This is a genomic window from Wolbachia endosymbiont (group A) of Anthophora plumipes (genome assembly GCF_964028115.1).
Lineage (GTDB): Bacteria > Pseudomonadota > Alphaproteobacteria > Rickettsiales > Anaplasmataceae > Wolbachia.
This window is the reverse complement of sequence record NZ_OZ034756.1, coordinates 754,895-781,867: the sequence shown is the minus strand read 5'-3', so window position 1 is coordinate 781,867 and position 26,973 is coordinate 754,895. Positions and strand designations below refer to the sequence as shown.

At 35.7% G+C, this 26,973-nt stretch carries 22 protein-coding genes; 7 read left to right on the top strand and 15 right to left on the bottom strand.

The features are described from left to right. Positions 1-6: 6 nt before the first annotated feature. The 12 genes from glyS to secB all read right to left on the bottom strand — a co-directional run bounded on the left by glyS (position 7) and on the right by secB (position 17,206). On the bottom strand, positions 7-2,100 hold the full coding sequence (gene glyS, locus ABWU75_RS04025; protein WP_353286662.1) for a glycine--tRNA ligase subunit beta: 2,094 nt from the start codon (positions 2,098-2,100) through the stop codon (positions 7-9). Positions 2,101-2,103: 3 nt separating this feature from the next. Then, positions 2,104-2,943: a glycine--tRNA ligase subunit alpha gene (locus ABWU75_RS04020; protein ID WP_253307313.1), complete on the bottom strand. Its 840-nt coding sequence runs from the start codon at positions 2,941-2,943 to the stop codon at positions 2,104-2,106. Between the two features lie 44 nt (positions 2,944-2,987). Continuing rightward, a complete protein-coding gene (locus ABWU75_RS04015; RefSeq protein WP_253307312.1) occupies positions 2,988-3,746 on the bottom strand; it encodes a phosphatidylglycerophosphatase in 759 nt (252 codons plus the stop codon). Positions 3,747-3,883: 137 nt separating this feature from the next. Beyond that, positions 3,884-4,888, bottom strand: a complete 1,005-nt coding sequence (hemB, locus tag ABWU75_RS04010) for a porphobilinogen synthase (protein ID WP_353286661.1) — start codon at positions 4,886-4,888, stop codon at positions 3,884-3,886. Further along, complete coding sequence (gene nuoH / locus ABWU75_RS04005; protein WP_264687804.1) at positions 4,881-5,906, bottom strand: NADH-quinone oxidoreductase subunit NuoH; 1,026 nt, start codon at positions 5,904-5,906, stop codon at positions 4,881-4,883. Before nuoH ends, hemB begins: the two co-directional genes overlap by 8 nt. Next, positions 5,890-7,938 (bottom strand): NADH-quinone oxidoreductase subunit NuoG, encoded by a 2,049-nt coding sequence (nuoG, locus tag ABWU75_RS04000; RefSeq protein ID WP_353286660.1) that lies wholly within the window; start codon positions 7,936-7,938, stop codon positions 5,890-5,892. Before nuoG ends, nuoH begins: the two co-directional genes overlap by 17 nt. Positions 7,939-7,943: 5 nt before the next feature. After that, entirely contained in the window at positions 7,944-8,156 is a 213-nt protein-coding gene (locus tag ABWU75_RS03995; protein WP_006015760.1) for a hypothetical protein, read from the bottom strand. 245 nt (positions 8,157-8,401) lie between these two features. After that, positions 8,402-9,904 (bottom strand): leucyl aminopeptidase, encoded by a 1,503-nt coding sequence (locus ABWU75_RS03990; protein ID WP_353287069.1) that lies wholly within the window; start codon positions 9,902-9,904, stop codon positions 8,402-8,404. Between the two features lie 96 nt (positions 9,905-10,000). Then, on the bottom strand, positions 10,001-10,651 hold the full coding sequence (locus tag ABWU75_RS03985; RefSeq protein WP_264735873.1) for a protocatechuate 3,4-dioxygenase: 651 nt from the start codon (positions 10,649-10,651) through the stop codon (positions 10,001-10,003). A 183-nt stretch (positions 10,652-10,834) separates the two neighbouring features. Then, on the bottom strand, positions 10,835-13,975 hold the full coding sequence (gene putA, locus ABWU75_RS03980) for a bifunctional proline dehydrogenase/L-glutamate gamma-semialdehyde dehydrogenase PutA (RefSeq protein WP_353286659.1): 3,141 nt from the start codon (positions 13,973-13,975) through the stop codon (positions 10,835-10,837). Positions 13,976-14,093: 118 nt separating this feature from the next. Next, positions 14,094-16,688: an aconitate hydratase AcnA gene (acnA, locus tag ABWU75_RS03975; protein WP_353286658.1), complete on the bottom strand. Its 2,595-nt coding sequence runs from the start codon at positions 16,686-16,688 to the stop codon at positions 14,094-14,096. A 14-nt stretch (positions 16,689-16,702) separates the two neighbouring features. Then, the gene (secB, locus tag ABWU75_RS03970; RefSeq protein WP_253309505.1) at positions 16,703-17,206 is read right to left on the bottom strand and encodes a protein-export chaperone SecB; all 504 of its coding nucleotides are present in this window, start codon (positions 17,204-17,206) and stop codon (positions 16,703-16,705) included. A 164-nt stretch (positions 17,207-17,370) separates the two neighbouring features. Between secB and ABWU75_RS03965 the strand changes: the two genes are divergently transcribed. The 5 genes from ABWU75_RS03965 (at position 17,371) to gyrB (ending at position 22,248) form a co-directional block, all read left to right on the top strand. Then, entirely contained in the window at positions 17,371-18,021 is a 651-nt protein-coding gene (locus ABWU75_RS03965; protein ID WP_264688327.1) for a Tim44/TimA family putative adaptor protein, read from the top strand. A 24-nt stretch (positions 18,022-18,045) separates the two neighbouring features. Continuing rightward, positions 18,046-18,741, top strand: coding sequence for a DNA polymerase III subunit epsilon (gene dnaQ, locus ABWU75_RS03960; RefSeq protein WP_353286657.1), 696 nt, complete (start codon positions 18,046-18,048; stop codon positions 18,739-18,741). A 44-nt stretch (positions 18,742-18,785) separates the two neighbouring features. Next, positions 18,786-19,394 carry an SCO family protein gene (locus tag ABWU75_RS03955; RefSeq protein WP_253309508.1) on the top strand — a complete coding sequence of 203 codons (609 nt, stop codon included), beginning with the start codon at positions 18,786-18,788 and terminating at the stop codon, positions 19,392-19,394. 69 nt (positions 19,395-19,463) lie between these two features. After that, on the top strand, positions 19,464-19,694 hold the full coding sequence (locus tag ABWU75_RS03950) for a hypothetical protein (protein ID WP_264688326.1): 231 nt from the start codon (positions 19,464-19,466) through the stop codon (positions 19,692-19,694). A 166-nt stretch (positions 19,695-19,860) separates the two neighbouring features. Further along, the gene (gene gyrB / locus ABWU75_RS03945; RefSeq protein WP_353286656.1) at positions 19,861-22,248 is read left to right on the top strand and encodes a DNA topoisomerase (ATP-hydrolyzing) subunit B; all 2,388 of its coding nucleotides are present in this window, start codon (positions 19,861-19,863) and stop codon (positions 22,246-22,248) included. 321 nt (positions 22,249-22,569) lie between these two features. On the opposite strand, the gene ABWU75_RS03940 is transcribed toward gyrB, so the two are convergent. Next, positions 22,570-22,692: a hypothetical protein gene (locus ABWU75_RS03940; RefSeq protein ID WP_264731352.1), complete on the bottom strand. Its 123-nt coding sequence runs from the start codon at positions 22,690-22,692 to the stop codon at positions 22,570-22,572. A 438-nt stretch (positions 22,693-23,130) separates the two neighbouring features. Here ABWU75_RS03940 and lpdA point away from each other — a divergent pair, with 438 nt between their 5' ends. Next, positions 23,131-24,516 (top strand): dihydrolipoyl dehydrogenase, encoded by a 1,386-nt coding sequence (gene lpdA / locus ABWU75_RS03935; RefSeq protein ID WP_353286655.1) that lies wholly within the window; start codon positions 23,131-23,133, stop codon positions 24,514-24,516. A gap of 1 nt (position 24,517) precedes the next feature. Here lpdA and ABWU75_RS03930 read toward each other — a convergent pair whose 3' ends face one another. Continuing rightward, positions 24,518-24,910 carry a hypothetical protein gene (locus ABWU75_RS03930; RefSeq protein WP_264731349.1) on the bottom strand — a complete coding sequence of 131 codons (393 nt, stop codon included), beginning with the start codon at positions 24,908-24,910 and terminating at the stop codon, positions 24,518-24,520. A gap of 69 nt (positions 24,911-24,979) precedes the next feature. Between ABWU75_RS03930 and murG the strand changes: the two genes are divergently transcribed. Next, positions 24,980-26,011 carry an undecaprenyldiphospho-muramoylpentapeptide beta-N-acetylglucosaminyltransferase gene (murG, locus tag ABWU75_RS03925; protein WP_353286654.1) on the top strand — a complete coding sequence of 344 codons (1,032 nt, stop codon included), beginning with the start codon at positions 24,980-24,982 and terminating at the stop codon, positions 26,009-26,011. Here murG and gshB read toward each other — a convergent pair. Beyond that, positions 25,996-26,925 carry a glutathione synthase gene (gene gshB, locus ABWU75_RS03920; RefSeq protein ID WP_353286653.1) on the bottom strand — a complete coding sequence of 310 codons (930 nt, stop codon included), beginning with the start codon at positions 26,923-26,925 and terminating at the stop codon, positions 25,996-25,998. The genes murG and gshB overlap by 16 nt on opposite strands. Positions 26,926-26,973: the final 48 nt, after the last annotated feature.

The window sequence follows — 26,973 nt, the reverse complement described above, 5'->3', positions numbered from 1 at the left end:
TATCCATTACTTGACTTGTATGAGGTTAAAATCTGCTACTAAATGAAAGACGGAAACTACATTTTCAAGCAAAGATAATCTGTTTCTTCTCAGCTTATCAGAATCACAGTTAATCTTTACACTGTCCATAAACTGATTGATAAACGGAGCAAAACCAGCAAGTTCATCAAGCGCTGCATTAAAGTGGTTATTTTTTATCGCTTGTTTTATGTTTTTACAAGCAGTTATAGCACAATTTGATAGCGCAATTTCTTCATTTTCAATCAAAAATCTCTTACTGTAAGATGCACTATAAGTAGTGCCATCACTTTTCCTTACTTTGCTCATCATGTTACTGACTCTTTTGTAAGTGCTTAGAATCTGTTCACCTTCTGGCGTACTAAGATAACGATCCAATATAACAGTTTGCTTTTCTGCTGTCAGCAGATCATTAATATCGATTTTATATAGTATTGAATCTACGACATCTTGCCTTATATCTCTATTTTTTAAAATAACCTTGAATCTTTCTAAGCAGAATCTAAATACTAGTTCTGAAATTTGTTTTCTATTTGGCTTATCAGCTGACGTTGTATTTTCATTAAATAGAAGCCTTGAATATAAAGATACTGACTTATCTATCAATAGCCTAATTGGAATATGCAAATTATTTTCAAGTATTGTTCTAATTATACTAATTGTCATTCTCCGCAAACCAAACTGATCATACGAACCAGAGATTTTCTCACCTGCTGCAATTAAACCAACTAAGCTATCCACTTTGTCTGCAATTGACACAGCAATTGCTGAAGGGGATTTAGGACACTCCTGCTCTGGCCCGATTGGCTTATAGTGTTCAGTTATAGCTTCCACTATTTCTCTATCTTCTTGAAAATAAGAAGCATAATATCCACCCATTACTCCTTGTAATTCTGGAAACTCTCTTACTATCGATGTTGCCAAATCAGCTTTTGCCAAATATGCAGCACGTTCAACTTTTATCAGCGAAGCATGTGGAATAAATATAGCTATATACTTTGACAGAGACGTAATACGCTTCACCTTTTCCCCCACGCTGCCAAGAAAAGCATGAAATAATATCGAACCCAATTTTTTGACATAATGATCCAGATCTTCCTTTTTGTCCTGAGATATCAAAAATTGTGCATCAGCAAGACGTGCTTCTAATATTCTTTCGTGTCCTTTAACAACTTCACCATTGTTGACGTTGACAACAGTGACAAAGTGTGAAATTCTCTTTCCATTACTTAAAGCAAGATATTTTTGCTGCGTATTAATTATACTAAGAATTACTTCCTTCGGTAATCCAAATGACTTTTCTTGATTCACTTCACCAAACAGTACGATTGGCCACTCTATAAGCCCTGTCAATTCATTTAGTAAATAATCATTTTTCTCAAGTTGTAAATTCTGCTCTTTTGTGAATTTATTAATCTGATCTAGTATAAATTGCTTTCTTTTGTCCAGCTGGAGAATTAAGCTATTTTTTTCTAGCAATTCAAAATAGTCTTTAGGTGCTTTAATAGTTAACGTCGCATCACTTGAGAGAAATCGATGGCCATATGTTGTGTTAGATGCTGTGATCCCTGCAAAAGACACAGGTATTATTTCGTCATTTAAAATGCATAAAATGTTTTTAATTGGCCTAACCCACCTTTCTTTTCCTTCGCCCCATCTCATGCTCTTCAACCAAGAAAAGTTTTTGAGCATTTCCTCCAGTTGATTTTTGAGGAATTCTCTGATGTTAAATGAGCAGCTTTCTCTTTTAATGAAGTAAAAATCCTCATTATTTACTTTTCGAACGAGCAAATCTTCTTCATTTTTCTGATATTTTCTTAAAAAACCTTCGATAGCACTTTTTGGTGCGTTAATGTTTGGTCCCTTAACTTCGTTATTGGAATCCTTTAGCTCCAAAGCATTTATGTTGTCAACAAATAGGGTAATGCGACGTGCCGTTACAAAAACCTCCATTGATGTAAATTTTACATTATTTTTGTTAAAAACATTGGCAATACAGCTCTTAACTTGAGTTGCAGCTACATTCTGCATTCTCGATGGTATTTCTTCTGAAAGGCACTCAAATAACAACTGCAACGACATACGCTATTTACTCATGTACAATTCGCAACATTTTTTTGTCAGCTCTCTAACTCTACCAATATGCGCTGTACGTTCATTGACACCAAGCACACCTCTTGCATCAAGCAGATTAAGTAGGTGACTAGTTTTAATACATTGGTCATAAGCTGCAATTGGTAGCTCCTTTTCAATAAGGAACTTACATAATTTTTCCGTATCTTCAAATTGCTGCTGTACCACTTTAGTATCATAATAATCTAACGCTAAATAAGAAAATTCATATTCTCTTTGTTTAAAAATATCTCCGTAAGTTACACCGTTATCGTTCCAAGTTATATCGTAAACATTATCTACACCTTGTATGCACATTGCTAAACGTTCCAACCCATATGCCACCTCACCAGGAATCATCTTGCAGTCAATCCCTCCAACTTGCTGTATATAAGTAAGCTGTGTTACTTCCATTCCATTGCATGTAACTTCCCATCCAAGTCCTGATGCACCAACACTTGGGTTTTCCCAATCATCTTCAACAAACTTAATATCATATTTTTCTGTAGATATGCCAAGAGCTTTTAAGCTATCTAAATAGACGTTTTGTAAATTATTACCAGATGGCTTTATTATAACTTGATATTGGTGATGTTGATACAAGCGATTAGGATTATCACTATAGCGTCCATCTGCTGGCCTAATTACTGGTTGTAGATATGCAATTTTTGTCGGTTTTGTATCAATTGCAGACATAATTGTTGCAGGATGTAATGTACCAGCACCAACTTCAGATGTGTATGGGTGAAGTATAACGCACCCTTCACCAGCCCAAAAATCTTGCAACTCTTTTATTATACTTTGTAAATTCACACAAATTGCACACTTTTTATACTAAATATATAAATAAATAAGTACTATTCAATATTTATTTTTTTTGCAGCACTATGTAAATAATCACCTAAAACTGCTGAACTTTCCCTCACATACTGAATTATGCTTTTATTTAGGACAATTGCATCATGCATAGTTAAATCGCAGAATATAAATGCTGTTAAATACAGTAAAATCACCGCATAAAATGTGTGAAAAATCCCCTCAAATGTAATTGAAATTGCATTATTATAGCTGAGTTGTATTGAACTTATTGGCCATGGTTTTATCACTTCTACGACATTAAAAAATACGTAAGGTATCATAAGAAAAAAGAAAAAGTGCATAAAATCATTAAACCAAAATGGGCATTGAAACATCTGCTTACATATACTCCCATAGAGTTTACTTACAGTATAATAAATTGACATTATTGCTGGCATTGAAAGTGCTACAGTCAATACTTGCCCTGACGCTATTTGTATTACTATTTCTTCACCACTGTTTGCTGAAGGGTCCTGAGCATGAAAAATAAATATTCCAATTAATTGTATTACTAACATAACTATTGCCAATTTTGTAAAAACAGCAGCTACAACTATTCCTGAATTTGGCATTTTATATAGTAAATATTCGCCTCCATATGTAAAAATCAATATAACATCGACAATAAATAATATTAAAAAAGAAGACCAATAGTTCTGCCAACCTGGTAAATATCCTATTCCCAAAAAAGAGCTTACTGTTTTGGCAGGAAAAACCTTACCTAGCATCTTTCCCAAAAATTCAAAAAAAATCCCCATGCTCTAAGTAACACTTGGTTTATATTATTTATAATACTGTATTGTAACGGACTTATCAATAACTTAAAACATGTATTGGAAAATTTTAGGTAATATGCAGCAACAGTAGAAGAACATGCGCCAAAAATTTAGTAATTTTATAGGGCTTGTGCACTTAAATTTTTTGCAATATCAAGTGCAGCGTAAGTGAATATTGCACTTGCACCCGCACGTTTGAAACCAATCAAAGATTCATAAATCACCTTGTCATAATTTAGCCAGCCATTATTTGCAGCAGCTTTTATCATTGCGTACTCACCGCTTACTTGGTAAGCAAAAATCGGAAAATTAAACTTATCACTTGCTGTTTTGATAATATCCAAATATGGCATACCTGGTTTAATCATAATAAAATCTGCACCTTCATTTATATCCATTTCAATTTCGCACATTGCTTCGTGCGCATTTTTATAATTCATTTGATAACCACTTTTGTCTATAGAATGTGATAGCCCACATGAACCAACGACTTGCCTGAATGGAGCATAGAAGCTAGAGCAATATTTCACCGCATAAGATAATATTAATACGTCTTGAAAGTTATTATCATCTAATGATTTTCTGATTCTTCCTATTCTACCATCCATCATATCAGAAGGAGCAACTATATCACATCCTGCCTTCGCTAAAGCAAGTGCTTGCTTACACAGTACTGATATAGTTTCATCGTTTTCTACATCCATCTGATTATCTTTTAAAATGCCGTCATGGCCATGAATAGTGTATGGATCCAGTGCAACGTCTGCAATAATACCAATTTCAGGTACCTTTAATTTTACAGCACGGATTGCTTTGCAGATTAAGTTGTCAGAATTATATGCTCCCTCAGCGTTTTCAGATTTTAGTTTACTATCAACTACAGGAAAAATTGCAACAGCATTAATTCCTAAATCTTTAGCTTCCTTAACTATAGACACTAATCCATCTATTGAATAACACTTTACGCCTGGTAAGCCAGAAATTGGTTCAGTTGTTTCTTTTCTGTCGTGAACAAACAGAGGAAGAACCAGATCATTTACTGATAGACTATTTTCACTTGTTAAATTGCGAACCCATTTGCTCGAGCGCCTGCGCCTTAATCTTGTATTTGGAAAATTAAACATTGGACCCAGGTAAATTCCCAGTAAAGAGCAACACTCCTGAAATGAGTACCACCCAAAGCACCGATATTGGCAGAAACACTTTCCAACCAAGACGCATTAGCTGATCATATCGATAACGAGGTATTGTTGCTCTAATCCAAATAAATACGAACAAAAGTATAACTATCTTCAAAACGAACCAAATCAAACCTGGAATTTTGTAAAGTAAACTGAACTCCAGCGGCGGATACCATCCTCCTAGAAAGAATATCGTCATCATAGCACTTGCTAGAATCATATTTGCATATTCTCCAAGAAAAAAGAGGGCAAAAGGCATGGATGAATATTCAACGTTATATCCAGAGACAAGCTCTGCTTCAGCTTCTGGTAAATCAAATGGGTGACGATTAGTTTCTGCAAGCAAAGAAATAAAAAATATTATTCCTATAGGCATTAGTAGCAAATCAACCCAAAATGGCATGTTGTGTTTCGCTACTACCATCTCTCCAAGGTTCAACGTACCAGTTGTAACAACAACTGTAGCAACTATTAAGCCTATTGAAACTTCATATGAAATCATCTGAGCAGCCGACCGTATAGCGCCAAGAAATGCATAATTAGAATTGCTTGACCAGCCTGCAATAATTACGCCGTATACTCCCAGCGACGATATAGCTAGCACATAAAGCACTCCAACATTAATATTTGCTATAACCTTAGGAATCACTACTTGCTGGCCATTTTCTACAATTACTTCAGCACCAAACGGTATAACTGCCCAGGCAATTAATGCCAAGATAAAGGTAAGCATTGGGGCCATAATGAACAGTATGGTGCTCGCTCTAAATGGTATTATCGGCTCTTTAATCAGTAGCTTAATAGCATCTGCAAATGGCTGCAATAGCCCAAAAGGTCCAACTACACTTGGGCCGTGTCTCAGTTGAATTGCACCAATAACCTTACGCTCAAAGTATACCAAGTACGCAACTGAAAGTAGTAGCGGTACTAAAATAAATAAAATATTAACTAGCGTGTTCATAAAAAGCTTTAGTACAATCTGCCATTATTTTTGAAGCGCGACTTATTGAATCCGTCATATAAAAATTACACTCCTTTAAAGTGAAAGGTGTATTACTTAAGCTTATCCCATCATTGCTAATTGGCACCCATGTGTTTTTTACCACTTGATCGGCATTTCTAAACTGTGGACCGATAGTATCTAATTTTTTTCTCACATCAAATAAACTATCATACGGTAAAGAAAGGTCTAAATATTGTGAAAGATTTTTAATAATTAACCAATCCTCCTTTGCTTCACCTGGAGGAAATACAGCTAAATTTGTTCTTTGCACTCGACCTTCAGTATTCACATAAGTTGCATGTTTTTCTGTATATGCAGCACCAGGCAAGATAACATCTGCCACATGTGCACCCTTATCACCATGATGACCTTGATAAATCACAAATGTATTTTCTAATTTTGATGTATCAATTTCATCTGCACCAAGAAGATAAACCACTTCTATGTCACCACTTTCTGCATTTTCCAGTATCTGATTAGTGTCTTTTCCACCTTTTTCAGGAACAAACTCAACGTCCAGACCACCGACTCTTGCTGCAGCTTTATGCAGCACATTAAAGCCATTCCAGTCATCTCTGACCATGTTAAATTTTTCTGCAATTTTGCCAGCTAGAACTAGAACTGATTCAGAATCATCTCTTACTAATGCATCTTGACCAATGATCAGCATAGGGTTTTGAGCAGCTACCAGCAGCTCACAGAATTTATGATTTCCATTTGCTATTTCACTCAAAATATCAGGATTATCGCCCAATTTCTCAACATGATACAAATATTCAATGTTAGGACCAACACTTGCAATAGGAAAGTTGCCCTGTAAATATCTCTTTCTCAATCTTACATTAATGATCGGTGCTTCTATCCTTGGATTTGTATTTATAAGCAGACACAAATCTGCATTCTCTATACCCTGGGTAGTGGTATTGAACACATAAGATCCGCGATTACTTGGTATAAGCTTTGCACCATCTTGCCTGCAGTCTATATTCCCCGAGCCGAGCTTCTGCATCACTTCTTTGAGTAGAAGCATAGACTCACAATCTGCTAAATCACCTGCAATTGCAGCTATTTTATTTGATTTTGTATTCTTTAATTTCTTTGCAGCAATAGTTAATGCTTCATTCCAATCAACTGGGGCTAATTTACCATCTTTTTTTACATAAGGTTGATCAAGACGCTGAACTTTTAGTCCATCATAGGCAAAGCGGGTTTTATCTGATATCCATTCTTCATTTACCTCTTCGCTCAGTCTTGGTAATATTCGCATAACTTCCAGGCCACGATAATCAACTCTAATGCTACTTCCCACAGCATCTAGCACATCTATAGTCTCACAATGTGATAGCTCCCATGGACGCGCTGTAAAGGAGTAAGGCTTTGAAGTTAAAGCCCCTACCGGGCAGAGATCTATGATATTTCCAGATAATTCAGAACTAATATGCCTTTTTATGTAAGTGCTAATCTCTACATTTTCTCCCCTTCCGATTCCTCCAAGTTCATTTGTACCTGCAACATCAGACAAAAATCTAACACACCGAGTGCAATGAATGCATCGATTCATCGCAGTCTCAATCAGTGGTCCGAAGTGTTTTTTTGGCACAGCCCTCTTATGCTCATCAAGTCTGCTGGTTCCTTTCCCATAAGCCATCGTGATATCTTGCAAATCGCATTCACCACCTTGATCGCAAATTGGGCAATCAAGCGGGTGGTTAATTAGCAAAAACTCAAGCACACCTTCACGTGCTTTTTTAACCTTAGGGGTATCAGTGTGAATAACCATCCCTTCTGCAACTGGCATTGCACAAGAGGCTACTGGTTTTGGAGGCCCACCCTCAACTTCAACCAAACACATTCTGCAGTTACCAGCAATTGCTAAACGCTCATGATAACAAAAACGTGGAATTTCAACGCCCACGACTTCACAAGCTTGAATTATAGTGAGCCCATGCTCTACTTCACATTCCTTAGAATTAATAGTAACTTTAACCACAACTATTATACAGCTTCCCACTTTATAGGATTGCCGCTTACCTCATCTTCAACCAGATTGCCGTTGTCATATTGAGCAGACATATAATTCATGCGCGAGTCACGATCTATATATCTAACAGGTTTTACCGGTTTATCTTTATACATTTTTTGCTCGGCCTTCTTACGCTGAGTAGGGTTATTTTTACTAGCTGTCTTTGCTTTCCCACCTACTGCCATATAAACTCCTAAAAACTTTTCATTCTATTTTAACACTTAAGTATATAGCGTCAATATTTAATAACTTTAAAATTTCAATAGATCTCTTATTATAATCATTGTTTAAATAAAAAGTTACTCCTTGATATCATTCCAGTGCTTGACCAGAAAAAAAGAAATATGCATCAGCTACTTTCATTTGCTGCGCCTCGAAAATAAACGTTCATGTAGCTGTGAGTCAAGCCATAAATCCAGTATAAAGACCTTTAATCATTGGCTTCGTAGTACTTTTTAACCAACTTATTAAGTAACCTTACACCAAAACCTACTGCTCCTCTTGGACAAATGTCAGTACCTTTTTCGTACCAAGCAGTGCCTGCGATATCTAAATGTGCCCAGCAAGTTTCATTCACAAAACGCTGTAAAAACTGTGCAGCCATTATGCTATCTCCACCAGAGCCTGCAGGAGCGATGTTTTGAACATCAGCAATCGGTGAATCAATAATTTTGTCATAAGTTTCATTCATAGGAAAACGCCATAACTTCTCACTTACTTCATTTCCTGCATCAATCAGACGGTTTGCTAATTCATCATTATTTGAAAGAAGACCAGCATATTCGTTATTTCCAAGTGCAACCACTATAGCACCAGTTAAAGTTGCAAGATCAATCATAAATTTTGGTGAGAATCTGTCTTGCGTATACCATAAAGCATCTGCAAGTATGAGCCTTCCTTCTGCATCGGTGTTCAACACTTCTATCGTCTGTCCAGACATTGAAGTTACTACATCACTCGGCCTTTGAGCATTACCACCCACTGCATTCTCTGCAAGTGCAACCACGCCGATTGCATTTACTTTTGCTTTTCGTCCTGCTAAAGCATGCATCACCCCAACTACAGCAGCAGAGCCTGCCATGTCATATTTCATCGACTCCATACCACGTGAAGGTTTGAGTGATACTCCACCAGTGTCAAACGTTATACCTTTACCAACAAAAGCTATTGGCTTTTGTTCTTTAGAAGCCCCATTCCATTTTATCACTACTAATTTTGGTTCTTTACTACTTCCTTGTGCAACTCCAAGCAAGGCTCCCATTTTTTTCTCTTCCATCTGCTTTTTATCAAGCACTTCGATTTCAAGACCAAGCTTAGTAAGCTCTTTTTTTATATGATCAGCATAGGATTCTGGATATAGAATGTTAGGAGGCTCTGTTATAAAAGAGCGCGCAAGGAATATACTCTCACCTTCTTGCCTTAAGTGCTCAAATGATCTTTCAGCATTACTTAATTGCTCATCTTTTACTAATACGGTAATTTCCTCTACCTCTGTAATTTTCTCATCCTTTTTAGTTTTATACTTATCAAACTTAAAACTACGCAGAAACGCACCATATGCAACATTTGCTGCACTACCTTCGATTAAAATAGCTGCTTTCTTAATTTTTAATCTGCTTAGCTCACAATATATTTTACCACCAATATTTAATTCTTTATTTTCATTCCATTCATCCTTCTTACCAAGTCCAACAACTACAACGTTTTTTCCTTCTGGTAAAATGGTAGAAGAAAATTCACCAAAGCTTCCATTAAAATCGCTAAATTGCTTTATATTATCTATGATCTGTTTTCCTTGCAAAACTCCGCCATCATTTACGGTTTCGTTGTCCTCAAATAAACCCATTACTATTGTTTTAAAATCGGGCGAAATTTTAGAAATTGTTATTTTCATTGCTGGCATCTCCGTTGCAAATAATTGTAAACTGTACATAAAACATAGCAAAAACATCAGTAAGATATTTTTCATATACATCCTAAGTACAATAACATTCAAGTTTACTATGGACTACCTTACATGCAAGGGTTTTTATCTTTTATTAGAGAACTTATTATATCCACCCAAGGTAATGTTAAACGTATAGGTTTTTATGACCTGATCACTGTAAGTAAATGGTGTTATGAGAAGGCTTGCAAGCCCATTACTAACAAAATCTCCAAGAACAGGATCAGCACAATTATCGCAATTATGGTCAGCAAAAAACATTTGCGTTGTGAATTCTGGAAAATCTGGATGTTGAACTAGAAAGTTAATATGTGGAGCTCTCTCACCAATTTTACCAGGTGCTATCGTAATAAAATTATAATAGCCAAGATTATTCACTACAAACCTTCCTGATCCAGCAAAATTCGGATCGAGTTGATTATCCTCTATATTCTCATCGTAATGGTTCACGCCGCGTGAATTCGCGTGCCATATAGAAACTACAGCATTTTGTATTGGTAAACAGTTTATATCAGTAATTCTACCCACTATGTGTATTAATTCTCCTATTGCACTATTTGGAGAACCAGCTTTCCTTCTTAAATTGTTTGAAGAGCTAAAATTTTTTGGCCTTGCATCAAGGTCATATATTTCTGGAGTTTCAATGCAGTTGAGCAAAACAGGATCAGCTGCAAATAGCGGCAAACTGAATACCGTTTGTACTAAAAGCGCTAATAAGATATTTTTCACATTCATTTCATTTATAATGCTTTTATTCAGATTATAGCAGCTTTTTTCTTTTGTTTAAAGATAAGACTTCCTTTGGAGCCGCTTTATTTCAGTGCATAAGCTGGTCCTTTTCGGATCTTAGCGCTGTGTACATAACTGCACGAACGTCTAGCTTAGGGGTAAGATAGGAGAAAAATTAGGGCCCGCAAATTAATCCAAACACATAAGTGTAGTGTTACCACCGAATGCTGTAGTGTTAACACTTACAACTTTTTCTGTAGAAAAACGCTGTAAATAATGAGGACCACCAGCTTTTGGCCCAGTGCCAGATAGTCCTCTACCACCAAATGGTTGTATCCCAACTGCTGCACCTATCTGGTTACGGTTGATGTAGACATTTCCAACTGATATTTTTTTGCTTATTAAATCGATCTGATTTTGTATACGGCTCTGCAAAGAAAATGTAAGCCCATATCCTGTATTGTTTATATCACTTATAACTTCATTTAATTGTGACTTGTTAAAACGTATGATATGCAAAATAGGACCAAATACTTCTTGCTTTAATTGCGAAATTTTTTGTATCTCATAAATATATGGAGGAAAGAAATAACCATTATGAGAATTTGTATCCATGGGTACTTTAAATAACAGATTTGAATCTTCGTCCTCTGACATTTTTTGCGTATGTTGAGTTAGCATATCGATAGATGCTTTGTCAATTATTGGACCAATATCAGTACTAAGTTGTATTGGGTCACCAATCTTGAGTTCTTGCGCTGCACCACATATCATTTTTATCTGCTTCTCTGCTATGTCCTCTTGAATAAACAGCACTCTAAGTGCAGAACAGCGTTGGCCGGCACTGCGAAACGCAGAAAGTACAACATCTGTAGTCACTTGCTCTAAGAGAGCGGAGCTATCAACAATCATAGCATTGAGCCCTCCTGTTTCAGCAATAAGCGGTACAATAGGACCATCCCTATCCGCAAGCATTTTATTAATTATTTGAGCAGTTTGTGTTGAGCCAGTAAAAGCTACTCCAGCAATTCTATTGTCTGGAACTAATATTTTGCCTAAATATCCACCATCCCCAGGAATGAGGTGTAACACATTTTTTGGTATCCCAGCTTCATGTAGTATCTTAACAGCTTCGTAGGCAATAATCGGCGTTTGCTCTGCCGGTTTTGCCAGCACCGCATTACCTGCTGCAAGTGCAGCTGAAACCTGCCCAATGAAGATAGCAAGTGGAAAATTCCATGGTGATATACACAGGAAAACTCCTCTGCCTTCAAAAAAGATGAAGTTATCTTCACCCGTTGGACCTGGCAATTTTTTCCAGTCGCTCGGTTCATTTTTTGCTATCGTTGCGTAGTAACGTAAGAAATCCACTGCCTCTCTTACTTCCGCTATTGCATCAGATAAAATTTTTCCTGCTTCTACGATCAGAATGTAAATCAACTCTTTCATCCTTTCTTCAAGCAAATCTGCAGCTTTTTCAAGGCATTTAGCGCGCTTTTCTGCTGAAACATTCTGCCATTCAGTAAAAGCATTATGTGCTATTTCAAGAGCGTTTAAAACTTGAGCACTTGTTGTATTTGACACTTCTCCAATTACATTTTCTAAATGTGCAGGATTCACCACTTCAGTAAATTTGGCATCATCAAAAAGTGACTGTCCGTCAATTATCGGCCCAACTTGCCATTTTTTTTCACTAAAGCTCTTTATATCATCTGCAAATTGTGAGACTATCACCGAGTCACTAATATCCATTCCCAAAGAATTTTTTCTTTCTGGTCCCAAAATATCTTGTGGTAACGGAATGCCTGGATGAGGTTCATAATTAAAATTTATAGCTTTTTCCAGTGGATCTGAAATTAACTCATCAATTTTAACGTTAGAATCATTTATTTGATTAACAAATGAACTATTAGCTCCATTTTCAAGAAGGCATCTTATAAGATAAGGCAACAAGTCACTATGTTCCCCAACGGGTGCGTAGACACGACAGCTAACATTTGTTGCAAGCTCTGACATTGCATAATCATATAAGTCTTTTGCCATTCCATGTAAGCGTTGAAATTCAAATCCAGGGTGGTTTTTATCAGCAAGTTCCATGATAGAAGCAAAAGTATAGGCGTTATGAGTTCCAAAGCATGGGTAAAAGCTGTTTGGTTTACTCAAAAGTTTCTGTGCGCACGCGAGGTAAGATACGTCAGTATAGCTTTTTCTTGTAAATACTGAGTAATCATTTAATCCCAATTCTTGCGTACGCTTGATTTCTGAATCCCAATATGCACCTTTTACAAGTCTGACCATAATTTTATGATTTGATCGAATAGCAACATCCTCTACAAAGTCAAGAACAGACAAAGCACGTTTTTGATATGCTTGTACAGCCAAGCCAAGCCCTTCCCACTCAGAAAGTGATTCATCAAGCCGTAATTGTTCAAACAAGATTAAGGACATTTCAAGCCTTTCTGTTTCTTCTGCATCTATGCATAATGAAATGTTGTATTTTTTTGCTTCATGACAAAGCTCTAGCAGTTTAGCTCTCAACTCTTCAGCTATATTATCGAATTGACCAAATTCATAACGTGGATGTAACGCAGACAATTTGATTGAAATTCCATGCGATTTAAAACAATCATTTATTTCAGTGGATTCACCTATAGCTTTTATTGAGTGCATGTATGAATTAAAATACTCTTCTGCATCTTCAGCTGTGTGAGCAGCTTCGCCAAGCATATCAAAAGAGTATAAAAACTTACTATTGTCATCTAGTTTTGCATACCTTAAAGCTTCTTCTATGGTTTCTCCAACAACAAAATGATTACCAAGCATAGACATTGCTTGTTTTACTGCTTTGCGAATGATCGGTTCTCCTAAATTCTTAAGTAACTTAGAAATTGCGTAATAGAACTTCGAATCGCCTTCATTATCTCTCAATATACTGCTACCTATCATCAAGCTCCATGTGGAAGCATTGACAAACAACGAAGAAGAGTGCCCTAAATATTTATTCCATTCCTGATTGGCAATTTTATCTTTGATTATTTCGTCTATTGTATAATCATCTGGTATTCTAAGTAGCGATTCAGCAAGGCACATCAATGCTATTCCTTCATCATTGGAAAGCGAGTATTGCTGCATAAAGGAATCTACAATACTTAATTTATTGTGTTTGATTTTTTCAATAACTTGTTTTGCAATATTATAAATTCTACTTTTTGAATCAGCTGAAAGCTCTGCTTTTTCTACAAGATAACGTATATAACTCTTTTCATCAGTACGATAAAATCCTTGTAAACGTTTTCTGAGTTCATTAGGTTCTTGTATAGAGGTAATCATAATTATCTATAAAACACCTTTACTATATGTAAGGTAAAATTATATCATAACTTCGCGTAGAATAAATTATTATTTATAAAAGAGCCAGGGCTGGCTAAAAGAAGTCCATGCAATAACTTTAAAAGGATTGTGCAAGTATGTAGCTTAACACTCCGCCATGCATTAAGTATTTAATCTCAGTTGCGGTTTGTACACAGCATTTGAGTTGAATTGATTGCTTTGAACTATCCTTTCTTTTGATGATACATTCTAAATTTCCACTTGGCACTATTTCACCTTTTATGCTTATTATCTCACTACCATCAAATATCTTTCTGGTTATTCCATTTTGGAATATAAGTGGAAGAACACCCATGCCGACCAAGTTGGACCTATGTATACGCTCAAAGCTTTCTGCAATTACAACTTTAATCCCCAACAATAAAGTACCTTTTGCTGCCCAATCCCTACTTGAACCTGTGCCATACTCCTTTCCTGCCACAATGATGAGAGGAACATTACTTTCTTTGTAGCGCATTGCTGCATCAAAAATCGACATAGTTTCTTGAGAAGGAATATATTTTGTATAGCCGCCTTCGATGCTTACCATTTCATTTTTTATTCTAATGTTAGCAAAAGTCCCACGCATCATTACATTGTGGTTACCACGACGAGACCCATACGAATTAAAGTCCTGTGGCTCAATTCCAAGATTTTTTAAATATATACCTGCAGGACTACTTGAGGCAATATTTCCAGCAGGGGAAATGTGATCAGTGGTTACGCTATCGCCAAACATTGCCAATATTTGTGCACCTTTTATATCGATTGTTTTATCTTTATTATTTTTAGGTGATAAATTATCAAAATAGGGCGGATCTTGTATGTAAGTGCTGTTTGCATCCCAATTATAGATTTCACTTTTTTCACACTTTATCTTTCGCCAATGTTCATCACCAGAAAAAACATCCTTATACTTTTGTATAAACATCTCACGTGTTACCACATTTTTAACACAATCTTCGATTTCATTGTTTGTTGGCCATATATTTTTGAGATAGACATCATTTCCATTCTTATCTTTGCATATTGAATCTTTTGTCAAATCAGTTTGCACAGTACCAGCAAGTGCATATGCAACAACAAGTGGCGGAGATGCCAAGTAATTAGCTTTGACTAACGGATGAATTCTTCCTTCAAAGTTACGATTACCAGATAAAACTGCAGCAACAGTTAAATTTTTGTTTTTAATGCCATCTTCTATATCTTTATTAAGTGGACCAGAATTCCCAATGCAAGTTGTGCAACCATATCCAACTAGATTAAAACCCAAAGCATTTAGATCTACCTGCAATCCAGACTTTTCTAAATATTCTGTTACAACTTGTGACCCTGGAGCAAGAGAAGTTTTAACCCAAGGCTTTGATTTTAATCCAAGTTTAATTGCATTACGAGCTACAAGACCTGCAGCAATCATTACACTTGGATTTGAGGTGTTAGTGCAGCTTGTTATTGCTGCAATAACTACACTTCCATCTTGAAGCTTATCACTTTCCTTTGATTCGTTAACTGAAAATGATTTAGAAAAAGACTCTGCCACTTGTGAAAGAAAAACCTTATCTTGTGGTCTTTTGGGACCAGCCATTACTGGCTTCACGCTTGATAAATCAAGCTCTAGTGTGTCAAAAAATGCTAACTCATTATTGCCACGCCACAATCCTTGCTCTTTCGCATAAGCCTCAACTAGCTTTTCTGGCCTTCCGGTTAAGCTTAAATAATCTAGCGTTTTCTGATCAATTGGAAAAAATCCACAAGTTGCGCCATACTCTGGGGCCATGTTTGCTATAGTTGCCCTATCTGCCAAAGATAAATAATCTAAACCATCACCATAAAATTCTACAAACTTACCAACAACACCCTTTGTTCTTAGGATATTGGTAACCGTCAGCACTAAATCAGTCGCAGTTACTCCTTCCGGCAGTCTGCCAATTAATTTAAATCCAACTACTTCTGGAATCACCATACTAATTGGTTGACCAAGCATCACAGACTCAGCTTCTATGCCTCCAACACCCCAACCAAGGACTGATAACCCGTTAACCATCGTAGTATGGCTATCCGTACCAACCAAAGTATCAGGATACAAAACCCCATCCTTATTACATACAACTTGCGCTAAATACTCAAGATTCACTTGGTGGCAAATTCCAGTACCTGGCGGTACTACTCTAAAATTTGTGAAGGATGATTCTCCCCACTTTAAGAATTGATATCTCTCCAAATTTCTTTTTACTTCTAGCTCAACATTCTTACTGAATGCGGAAACACTTCCATAACTATCTACTTGAACAGAATGGTCGATCACAAGATCAACGGGCACAGACGGATTTATGCTGCTTGGATCGCCTCCATTTTTCTTGACATAACTCCGCATAGAAGCTAAATCGACGACAGCAGGAACCCCTGTAAAATCTTGCATCAACACCCTTGCTGGCTTGTAGCTAATTTCATGATTAGCGTGTTTATTAATGCAACTTGCTAGTATTTTTATATCATCCAGCTTTACGTTTACTCCATCTTCATTGCGCAATAAATTTTCAAGCAGAACCTTAAGTGAGCAGGGCAATTTAGTTACATCTATTCCTAAAAATTCACTAGCACTATTTAGGCTAAAATAGTTGTATGACTTCCCGTCAATGTTTAAAGTCGTTTTTGCGTTTAAAGAATTATTCATCAGGCTACATCATATTAGTTAAAATTGGAATTACTACCGTTACTTCTTTGTTGTTGACTTTGCTGCTCGTACATAGTTTCAAAATCTATAGGATCTAGCATTAGTGGGGGAAATCCACCACTGCTTGTAACTCTTGCAATTATTTCTCTTGCAAAAGGGAAAAGAAAAGTAGGTCCGCCAATAAACAAAGCTTGTCTTACCTCTTCCTCACTCAACTCTTTAAAATTTTCTATTGAAAAAATGCCACAATATTTTGTCTCACAAATGAAAGCTACGCCATCTTTTATACCTTCATCTTTTATCGTTGCTCTGACTTCTATATGTAAAGTAATTTCATGGAAAGATTTTTCTTCATTTACTCCTTCTTTGTTTTCCATTCCTTCTAATTTCGCTGAATTGATATTAACCATTACATTAATATCGGGAGCTTTATTTGAAGAAAGGAATGGCGAATTCGGATTCTCAAACGATAGATCTTTAACATATTGACCGTGAATTCTCATTTTTTGTTGTGGCATTTCTTACGTCTCCTTTAATTAAGTTGAGATATTTAATACTTTCTTATATAATATATTCATTTACAAACGAATAGCAAACCTGATTATAAGTTGATATGAAAAACATATTTTCATTAATAATTAATAATGTTCGGATACTTTATATGCCAAGGAGTTGAGTTACTATGATAGAGCTTGTAATATATACTTTATTAGCGGCGTTCATTTTTTCACGTTTGTATAATTCTTTAGGAAGGTCAGCCAATCTCAATCTAAAAAAGCTAACTAGTGTGTTGGATGTAAGCCGAAGTAAAGAAGATGTAGTAGAAAACATTGAGGGTTACATTGATAGCAACGATGAAAATTCAATAAAAGTTACTTATGAACAAATATTAAAAAAAAACAAAGATTTTTCTATTTCCCACTTTATAGAAGGTTCAAGCATAGCTTTTGAATTAATAATAAAGTATTTCAATCAAGGAAATTTGTCTCAGTTAAAACCACTTCTCGATAAAGACTTATATGATAATTTTGCAGAGAAGATTAAACATCGTAAAGAGGTGCACGAGTCTATAATTGTTTCTATCGTTTCACAAAAGATTTTAGAAATAAAGCTAGTAAAAAACACAGTGTTTATTGCAGTATATTTCCTTTCAGAGCAAATTAACTTTATTAAAGATAGCTCAGAAAATATAATATCAGGTAGCACATCCACCATTAATAAAGTTGAGGATGTATGGCAATTCAAAAAAAATGTTAATTCATCAGACCCAAGCTGGTTGCTTGTTTCTATTAACTATAAAAAGACAAATAACGATAAGACAAATGACAAGTAAGATTAGTTTTATTTAGAGTTAACCATGGAAAGCAAGCTGCGCGAAATAGTACTTGACACTGAAACGACAGGTCTTGACACTGGATCTGGTCATCGAATTATTGAAATAGGGTGTGTGGAATTAATTAATCGTATTCCAACAGGTAAAGTATTCCATCGGTACCTTAACCCAGAAAGAGATATACCTTATCACTCGTTTAAGATTCACGGTATTAGTGAAGAATTTTTAGAAGATAAACCATTATTCTCAGATGTTGCACTTGAATTTCTTGACTTTATATCTAATGATATTTTGGTAATTCACAACGCTGAATTCGATGTTAAGTTCCTTAACATGGAGTTAAGCAAGCTGAATGCTGGGTTAATTTCCTCAGATAGAGTGCTAGATACATTACCTCTTGCGAGGAAAAAATTCGTAGGATCACCTGCTTCTTTGAATGCATTATGTAAGCGTTTTGATATATCGCTAGAGAATAGAGAATTGCACGGAGCACTAGTTGATGCTCAATTGCTTGCAAAGGTATATGTTGAACTTACAGGAGGGTTACAAACCTTTCTGTTTGATAATGAATGCAATCAGGACAGTAACTCTACATTCGTTCAGCATAAAGTGCGTAATCTAACTCCCAGAGAACATTCACCAAATAGTGAAGAAATTGATGAACATAAGAAACTGTTAGACAAAATTAACAATACACTTTTGGATAAATATATTGAATAGGTTAACCAATAAAGATACAATTTGATTTTACTGAGAGCATTCTAATGGTAAGGTTTATAAGATTGTTATCTAATGTGCTAGCAGCATTAGCAGTTGTTTTTTTAGGTTATTGTTATTTCACTAAAAAAGGCATATTTGCCCCGGCAGCGATTCACAACGCGGAAGTTAAGATAGGCGGAGATTTTTCTTTAATTAATCAGGACGGACAGATTCTGCGCAGTAGTGATTTTAAAGATAAATACATGATGATTTTCTTTGGATTTTCCTCATGTAAAAGAATTTGTCCTATGAACCTTGGGATAATTTCAGAAACACTTGCAAAGTTAGATGAGAAAACTAACAACAAGCTACAAACATTCTTCATCACAGTTGATCCTGAGCGCGATAGCACGGAAAGACTTAAAGAATTTCAGCAGCAATTTGACCATAGAATACAAATGTTAACTGGTGAAAGAGAAAAAATAGACGAAGTAGTTGCGAAATATAAAGTATATGCAAGCAAAGTAGACGGAGAAGAAGAAATCAACCATTCTTCGATAATATATCTTATTGGCCCTGGAGGAAAATATGTTACACACTTTGCAGCTGATTTAAATTCAGACGAAAGTCAATCTGATAAGATTTTGGCTGAGATAAGAAAATACGTAAACTGAATTATAGATTTTTCTGTTAATTAGTCGAGCACGCAACTGCATGAGCATTATGATTTGAGAGCAATCTCCATGGGAAGACATACACAGCTGTACGAACGTTGTAGTTTGGGAGCAATTCCCACCAGTGAGGTATCATCCCAGTGCCCAGACACTGGGATCCAGCTTCTATGCAACTTAATTAAAAACGTTTGTTTTAGCGTAAGACAACTACCTTTAGCTCATCAGCTCAGTTATAAGCAAAATTTCTGGATTCCAGACAGGAATGACATCATCTGTTGTGCAATTTACCTTCAAAAATGAATGTTCGTACAGTTATGGAAGACGCATTGGAATGACACCATTTGCTGTCCTTAAAAAATAAACGTTCGTAAAGTTGTGCTTTTAATGTGGGTTATCAGTTTAAAAATGTTGCTAACTAGTATATCTGGATGTAATATTAATTAACATTCATAAACGAAGCAATCTAATGGAAAATAGTTATAATGCCGATGCAATAAAAATCTTAAGGGGTCTTGATGCTGTAAGGAAACGTCCAGGTATGTACATTGGTGACACTGACGATGGATCTGGCTTGCACCACATGGTATATGAGGTTGTTGACAACGCAATAGATGAATCTTTAGCTGGATATTGTGATAAAATTGAAGTTAGCATAAATAAAGATGGTTCAGTATCTGTAACTGATAATGGTCGTGGCATTCCAACTGACCTTCATGAAGAAGAAGGAATATCAGCAGCAGAGGTAATAATGACTCAACTCCATGCTGGTGGTAAATTTGACAGTAATACCTATAAAGTTTCTGGGGGATTACATGGTGTTGGAATCTCAGTTGTGAATGCATTATCAAGCTGGTTGGAATTAACTATTTGGCGCAATAAGAAAGAACACTTTATGCGCTTTGAAGATGGTGAGTCTATTGAACCTTTAAAGGTAGTCAACAAAAATACAAACAAAAGAGGAACTAAAGTCACGTTCATGCCATCAACAGAGACTTTTAATGGCATTAATTTCAGTTACTCAACGCTTGAAAGTCGTATAAGAGAATTAGCATTTTTAAATTCAAATATCGACATTACTTTACGTGATCTGCGCAATGAACCATATACAGAATCTCATTTCAATCAGAGCAATCAATCTAAAGACAATTTTGGTACAGCGAATTTTGTGCGGTACTTAGATAAGAATAAGACACATGTAACTAAAATTGCCAGTATGAAAGGAGATGCAGAAGATCTTGGCATCAGCTTGGAAATATCGATGGAATGGAATGATTCCTACTATGAACATATGTTATGCTTCACGAATAATATAAGGCAACGAGATGGTGGTACGCATTTGGCAGGATTTAGATCCGCTTTAACCAGATGTATCAATAACTATGCAACTAATGAAGGGTTTTTAAAGAAAGCAAAAGTAAATTTAACTGGAGAGGACGTTAGAGAAGGTTTAACTTGTGTTTTATCTCTCAAGATGCCTGATCCTAAGTTTTCTTCACAAACAAAAGATAAACTAGTTAGTTCTGAAGCGCGTACAGTTGTGGAGAGCATAGTTTCTGATAAATTGAGCACAATCCTTGAAACTGATCCCAAATTGGCAGCAAGTATAGTAGAAAGAGCAATCAGATCAGCAAAAGGAAGAGAAGCCGCAAGAAAAGCACGAGAGTTAGTTAAAAGCAAAAACAATATTGATATTGCAACTCTGCCAGGAAAGCTTGCTGATTGCCAGGAAAAAGCCCCTGAGTTATCGGAATTATTTATAGTAGAGGGTAATTCAGCAGGTGGTACTGCAAAGCAGGGGCGTAATCGTAAAACACAAGCAGTGCTTGCCTTAAGAGGAAAAATTCTAAACGTAGAACGTGTAAGTTTAGATCGTATTTTTTCATCTGCAGAAATAGGCTCTTTAATTACTGCAATTGGTGCTGGAATAGGGAGTGAACACTTCAATATTGAAAAAGCTAGATATCATAAAATTATCATCATGACAGATGCAGATGTTGATGGTTCACATATAAGAACTTTGATTCTAACTTTCTTTTTTAGACATATGCGTGAAGTTATTGAAAAAGGCTACTTATACATAGCACAGCCACCCCTTTATAAAGTTACAAAGAATGCTAAAGACACTTATATTAAAGATGACGAAACTTTTGAAGAGTATATAATAAACTCAGCAGTTAAAAGATTAACACTAAGTGGTACAGCTACAGAATTTAACGACTTGCGCCTTATTTTGAATAAATGCGTTAGCATTTCTAATATTAGCAAAAATTATGATAGAGAAATACCACAAAATCTCTTAGAGTCATTGCTAATTTTAAGCAAAAAGAATGCTCTATCATCGGCTGATGAGATATTAAAGTATTTAAAATTAATGTACAGTGAATATACTTGGGAAGTAGAAATAAAGGATGAAGAAAAAGAAATTCACATCTCTAAATTATTTCAAGGATTGGCAGACAAATATATATTTGCACTTAGTATGCTTGAAGGCAAAGATATGCAAAACATATTAAGTTTGCTTGATGGTATAAGTAATTTATTTAATGGTGATTCATTTTTAAAGTCACAAGAAACTGAAATAAAAATCACTTCTCCAAGTACGCTTGCAAAAATAATAATGGACTATGGTAAAAAAGGTTTAACTCTGCAGAGATTTAAAGGTCTTGGTGAAATGAATGCTGATCAGCTATGGGATACTACGTTAAATCCTGAGGCTAGAACTTTATTGAAGGTTGAAATAAAAGATTGTGAAGAAGCTGATTCCATATTTTCAATATTAATGGGTGATATAGTTGAACCACGCCGTGACTTTATTAATAGCAATGCACTCAACGTGCATGATGTTGATATTTGAACTTTTAGCAAAATGTACGAACGTTACGGGTTTAAGCAAAAACTGTGTCATTCAAGTAGCTGACACTTGGATCCAGATTGGATACTGAGTTGGTGGGTATAAAAGTATAGCTTCTACGTCATACCGCGATTCATTCGCGGTATCTCAGCCGCTAACAAGTAGCGGGATGACGAGGTTATCGTCATGCCACCGCGAACCGTCATACCGCCGCGGTATCTCACATAGATCCCGCTAACAAGCAGCGGGATGACAGCAATCCTACGTCATACCGCGATTCATTCGCGGTATCTCATCCGCTAACACGTAGCAGGATGACGATTGTCAAGGTGTCATCCGAGTAGCTTGACTACTTGGATCCAGAAAACTTAACTCTACACCAAGTAAATGTACAATAAGAACTAGATTCCAGACTGGAATGACATCATATGGGCACTGGGATGACAAAAAAAGGAGCGCTGACCATTTTCGGTCTCTTAAATTGCTTTAGCTACAAACATTAAGAAATTTACCAAGCAGAAGAAAAGGCAAAAGAAGCCCCGTGGTGCGAGTTTTGACTCTATATTACTGTAAGTGGCGCTGTAATAATGTGCTAACGCTTAAAATAAGCGCGATTTGGCTGAATGTAGAAAAAATAAAAAAGACATGCAGCCGCTATAATTTTATGTAATCCGCCAATAAATACCTGAGTTTTTTACTGAATTTTGTCATTGAGCCTGCAGGTCAAAAACAAGTTTTGAGTCATAAATACCCTTATTGTCATAATAAGGGGGCTGGCGGAGTTTGTCAAGCAAGTTTTTTCGTTTCTATGTTGTCAGCTACCTGAATATTGATCATACGGTTTCCATCTGTTATATATAATCTTTTTGAATACGAAGAAAACTGATGAATGAGTATGATATTACGGTTATAGGTAGCGGTTCTGGTGGTTATATAGCAGCAATTAGGGCGGCACAGCTTGGGTTTAAAACTGCAATTGTAGAAAAAGAAAAAAATTTAGGCGGTATATGCTTAAATTGGGGATGTATACCAACAAAATCACTACTTAGAGCATCTGAGGTTTATAGGCTAATAAAAAGATCAAAAGAGTTTGGTATAGAAGTAAAGGGAGCGAGTTTTGATATACAATCAATAGTGAAATACTCAAGAAACGTTGTTGATAAATTGTCAAGCGGTGTTGCATATTTGATGAAGAAGAATAATATCAGAGTTCATCAAGGCTTTGGTAAACTTGCAGGCAATAGTACTATAAAAGTTGCTGGCGATAAGGAAGAACAAGAAATTGTTTCCAAACATATCATTTTAGCAACAGGAGTGAGGGCACGGAATCTGCCTGAAATAGAGGCAGATGGAGATTTAATATGGAATGCGCAGCACGCTATGACTCCAGAGAGATTACCAAAATCACTACTAATCATAGGGTCTGGTGCAATTGGAATAGAATTTGCAAGTTTTTATAGTACTTTGGGGGTTGATGTAACAATCATAGAGATAAAGAGCACTATTTTGCCGCTGGAAGATAAAGACATTTCAGGCCTAGCAGAAGAAATATTCACAAAACAGGGGATAAAAATATATACAAACAGTAGCGTAAAAGCTCTTACTAAAAGTAAAGACTCTGCTCAAGTGCTACTAAGTAGTGGCGAGAGCAAAGAATTTGATAGGGTGATTGTTGCGGTTGGAATTCAAGCAAATATTGAAAATATAGGTTTAGAAAATACAAAAATTAAATTAAGCCCTTCTGGTTTTATTGAAATGAATGAATGGTATGAAACTAGTGAATCAAATGTGTATGCAATAGGTGATGTAGCTGGCCCACCATGTTTAGCACATAAAGCGAGCCATGAAGCTGTGATCTGCGTTGAAAAGATTGCTGGTAAAAGTGCTCATGCGTTAAAAAAAGAATGCATACCAAATTGCACTTATTCTCATCCACAAATAGCGAGCATCGGCCTTACTGAGGAACAGGCAATAAGAGGTGGGTATGATGTAAAAATAGGAAAATTTCACTCTAACTTTAATGGTAAGTCTATTGCACTCAGTGAAACTGAAGGGTTAGTGAAAACAATTATAGACAAAAAGACAGGCGAACTTCTGGGTAGCCACATGATAGGTGCAGAAGTAACGGAGTTAATTAGCAATTTTGCTCTTGCAAAGCAACTAGAAGGAACAGACTTCGACATAAAATCTACGATTTTTCCTCATCCAACCATTTCAGAGATGATACACGAATCAGTGCTTGCTGCAGATGATGAGTCGTTAAATAGTTGAACTAACGTTCCATCGTTTTAGAGTTGTCAATGTCTTGGGTAGTAGTTTGATTAGGCACTTTAGTTTCAATAGATTGATTACCACCAGCATCAGAATTCTGTAACTCTTCTTTCAATCCCTTAGCTGCTTCTTTAACTTTAAGCTTTGCCTTTGGATGAAGATCTTCTGGGCCTTTTCCTTTAGTATCCAAACCTTGTTGTAGATTAGTGCTTTTCATTTTATTATGCTGCTCGTGCTCAGGTAGGTCAACAACCGAATTGAAAAGAATTTTTATTATATTTTTTAGCAGTTCTAAAAAACCTCCGCTTCTGCCTTCTCTTTGTTCTTGAGATTTATTTTTCTCATTAGGTTCTTTTTTACTATTACTTTTAGGCATTTTTAACTCAACTATCATAAAGCTTAATAAAATTCTACGTGCAAATTATTAAATAACAGTTAACAATCTAGGATGCATTATTTACAGATGGATATTATTTTAGCAACAGGTGGCACGGGTGGGCATATCTTTCCGGCCATAGCCTTAGCAAAAGCACTAAAGACACAAGGATACAATTGCATATTATTCACTGATAAAAAAACAAATAAAAATATCGACATAGAAAGCTATATTTTATCATTACGTAGACCAAGCGGCAACAAATTTAAGTTTTTCCTTTTATTAATGTATAGTTGTGTGCTAGCAATATATAAAATCAGAAAATTGAAGCCAAGATTAGTAATTGGTTTTGGTAGCTATGCTTCTTTTCCAACTCTTCTTGCAGCAAGGGTTCTTTCTATACCTATAATTTTACATGAACAAAATACAGTTTTAGGAAGAGTAAATAGATTCTTTTTTAAGAGTGCAAAATTAATTGCAACCAGCTTTCCGGAGACTAAATATACAGAAGGTAATAAATGTATTTTTACAGGAAATTTTATTGATATAAAAGCACAGAGCCATTCTAGCACTGAGAAAGTCCTAAACATATTAGTCATAGCAGGTAGCCAAGGTGCAAATTTTTTTGATGATGTAGTAAGCAGCGTAATTTGTAATTTGCCTATTAAAATGAAAAAGAAAATTAGAGTGACGCAGCAATGTACGAAGAAAAATGTAAACAAGGTCAAGAGTCTATACAAAAGTGAAAAGATCGATTGTGAATTGAGTGAATTTTTTGATGATATGGAAAATAGATTGGCCAATGCTCACTTGGTAATTAGCAGAGCAGGAGCAACTTCAATAGCAGAGATCACTCTTGCTAGGCGCGCTGCTATATACATTCCTTACCCTGACTCAAAAGATAATCACCAATTTTATAACGCAAAATATATTGAAGATTCGGAAGCAGCTGTAATAGTTGAGCAGAATAGTGAAGCAAAAAAAAATCTAACAGAGGTACTATTTGGTCTATTAAATAATTCTCAAAAATTGCGTGATATGACCAATAATACAAAAAAAACAGGGATAAAGAATGGGACTACTGAGTTTGTTAAGGTAATTGTTCACAGGTTTAGTTGATGGCTGCTTGCTTTTTCTTCAAACACATCCCAAAGGTCTTTTTCTAGCGATATATTATATAATTTATTGATATAAACCACTCCCGTGGGTGAAGTTGTGTTAATTTCGAGCAGGAAGTCATCTATAATATCAATACCAACAAATATTAGCCCCCTTTTCTTTAATTCAGGACCAACTTTGTTACATATTTCATTGTCTCTATCGTTCATTTGAGCGGGCTCAAAACTTGCTCCAAGTCGCATGTTTGTTCTGATCTCTCCACTGATTTTTGGAACTCGTTTCATTACTCCAATTGGTTGACCATAAAGTAGCAATATTCTTTTATCTTTATCTATGTTTTTACAAAATGATTGCGCAATTACAGGACATTCATATTTTGCTATCATGAGATCCACTACCACTTGAATGCTGTTTTCATCTCGTATTCTTATTACATCGTTTCCTCCATAACTATACAACGGCTTCAGAATAATATCTTGATAGTTGTGGTAGAAATCTCTAATCATCGATATATTTTCAGTGATCAAAGTCGGCGGAATTAGCTCTGGAAATAATGAAGTTATCAATTTTTCAGGACAATTTCTTATTTCTGTTGGATTGTTAATTACCAATGCGCTGGTTTTTTCTAAGATATAGGTTGTTGTAATGTAGCGCATATCAAAGGGTGGATCCTGTCTGATAAATATGATGTCCATTTCATTCAAGTTGATTGCTACATCCTCTTTAGAGATAAAACTAAAATCATCAACGCTGACTTTCTGAGCAAGAGCAATTGGATGGTTTAGCTTTAGTGCTAAATTGTTAGGAGCATAGACAAAAACTTCGTGCTTCCTCCTTTGTGCTTCCTTTATTAGCACGAATGTAGTGTCAGTTTCAAAATTTATATTTTCATCCATCTGAAAGGCAACTTTCATTTATGTTCTCTACCTATTGTCACAACTGTACAAATGTTATAATTTGAA

Coding starts and splice junctions, on each gene's coding strand:
- glyS (WP_353286662.1), bottom strand. CDS start 2,100: ATGTCGTTGCAGTTGTTATTTGAGTGCCTTTCAGAAGAAATACCATCG.
- ABWU75_RS04015 (WP_253307312.1), bottom strand. CDS start 3,746: ATGGGGATTTTTTTTGAATTTTTGGGAAAGATGCTAGGTAAGGTTTTT.
- hemB (WP_353286661.1), bottom strand. CDS start 4,888: ATGTTTAATTTTCCAAATACAAGATTAAGGCGCAGGCGCTCGAGCAAA.
- nuoH (WP_264687804.1), bottom strand. CDS start 5,906: ATGAACACGCTAGTTAATATTTTATTTATTTTAGTACCGCTACTACTT.
- ABWU75_RS03995 (WP_006015760.1), bottom strand. CDS start 8,156: ATGGCAGTAGGTGGGAAAGCAAAGACAGCTAGTAAAAATAACCCTACT.
- ABWU75_RS03990 (WP_353287069.1), bottom strand. CDS start 9,904: ATGTACAGTTTACAATTATTTGCAACGGAGATGCCAGCAATGAAAATA.
- ABWU75_RS03985 (WP_264735873.1), bottom strand. CDS start 10,651: ATGAATGTGAAAAATATCTTATTAGCGCTTTTAGTACAAACGGTATTC.
- putA (WP_353286659.1), bottom strand. CDS start 13,975: ATGATTACCTCTATACAAGAACCTAATGAACTCAGAAAACGTTTACAA.
- acnA (WP_353286658.1), bottom strand. CDS start 16,688: ATGAATAATTCTTTAAACGCAAAAACGACTTTAAACATTGACGGGAAG.
- secB (WP_253309505.1), bottom strand. CDS start 17,206: ATGCCACAACAAAAAATGAGAATTCACGGTCAATATGTTAAAGATCTA.
- ABWU75_RS03965 (WP_264688327.1), top strand. CDS start 17,371: ATGATAGAGCTTGTAATATATACTTTATTAGCGGCGTTCATTTTTTCA.
- dnaQ (WP_353286657.1), top strand. CDS start 18,046: ATGGAAAGCAAGCTGCGCGAAATAGTACTTGACACTGAAACGACAGGT.
- ABWU75_RS03955 (WP_253309508.1), top strand. CDS start 18,786: ATGGTAAGGTTTATAAGATTGTTATCTAATGTGCTAGCAGCATTAGCA.
- ABWU75_RS03950 (WP_264688326.1), top strand. CDS start 19,464: ATGGGAAGACATACACAGCTGTACGAACGTTGTAGTTTGGGAGCAATT.
- gyrB (WP_353286656.1), top strand. CDS start 19,861: ATGGAAAATAGTTATAATGCCGATGCAATAAAAATCTTAAGGGGTCTT.
- lpdA (WP_353286655.1), top strand. CDS start 23,131: ATGAATGAGTATGATATTACGGTTATAGGTAGCGGTTCTGGTGGTTAT.
- ABWU75_RS03930 (WP_264731349.1), bottom strand. CDS start 24,910: ATGATAGTTGAGTTAAAAATGCCTAAAAGTAATAGTAAAAAAGAACCT.
- murG (WP_353286654.1), top strand. CDS start 24,980: ATGGATATTATTTTAGCAACAGGTGGCACGGGTGGGCATATCTTTCCG.
- gshB (WP_353286653.1), bottom strand. CDS start 26,925: ATGAAAGTTGCCTTTCAGATGGATGAAAATATAAATTTTGAAACTGAC.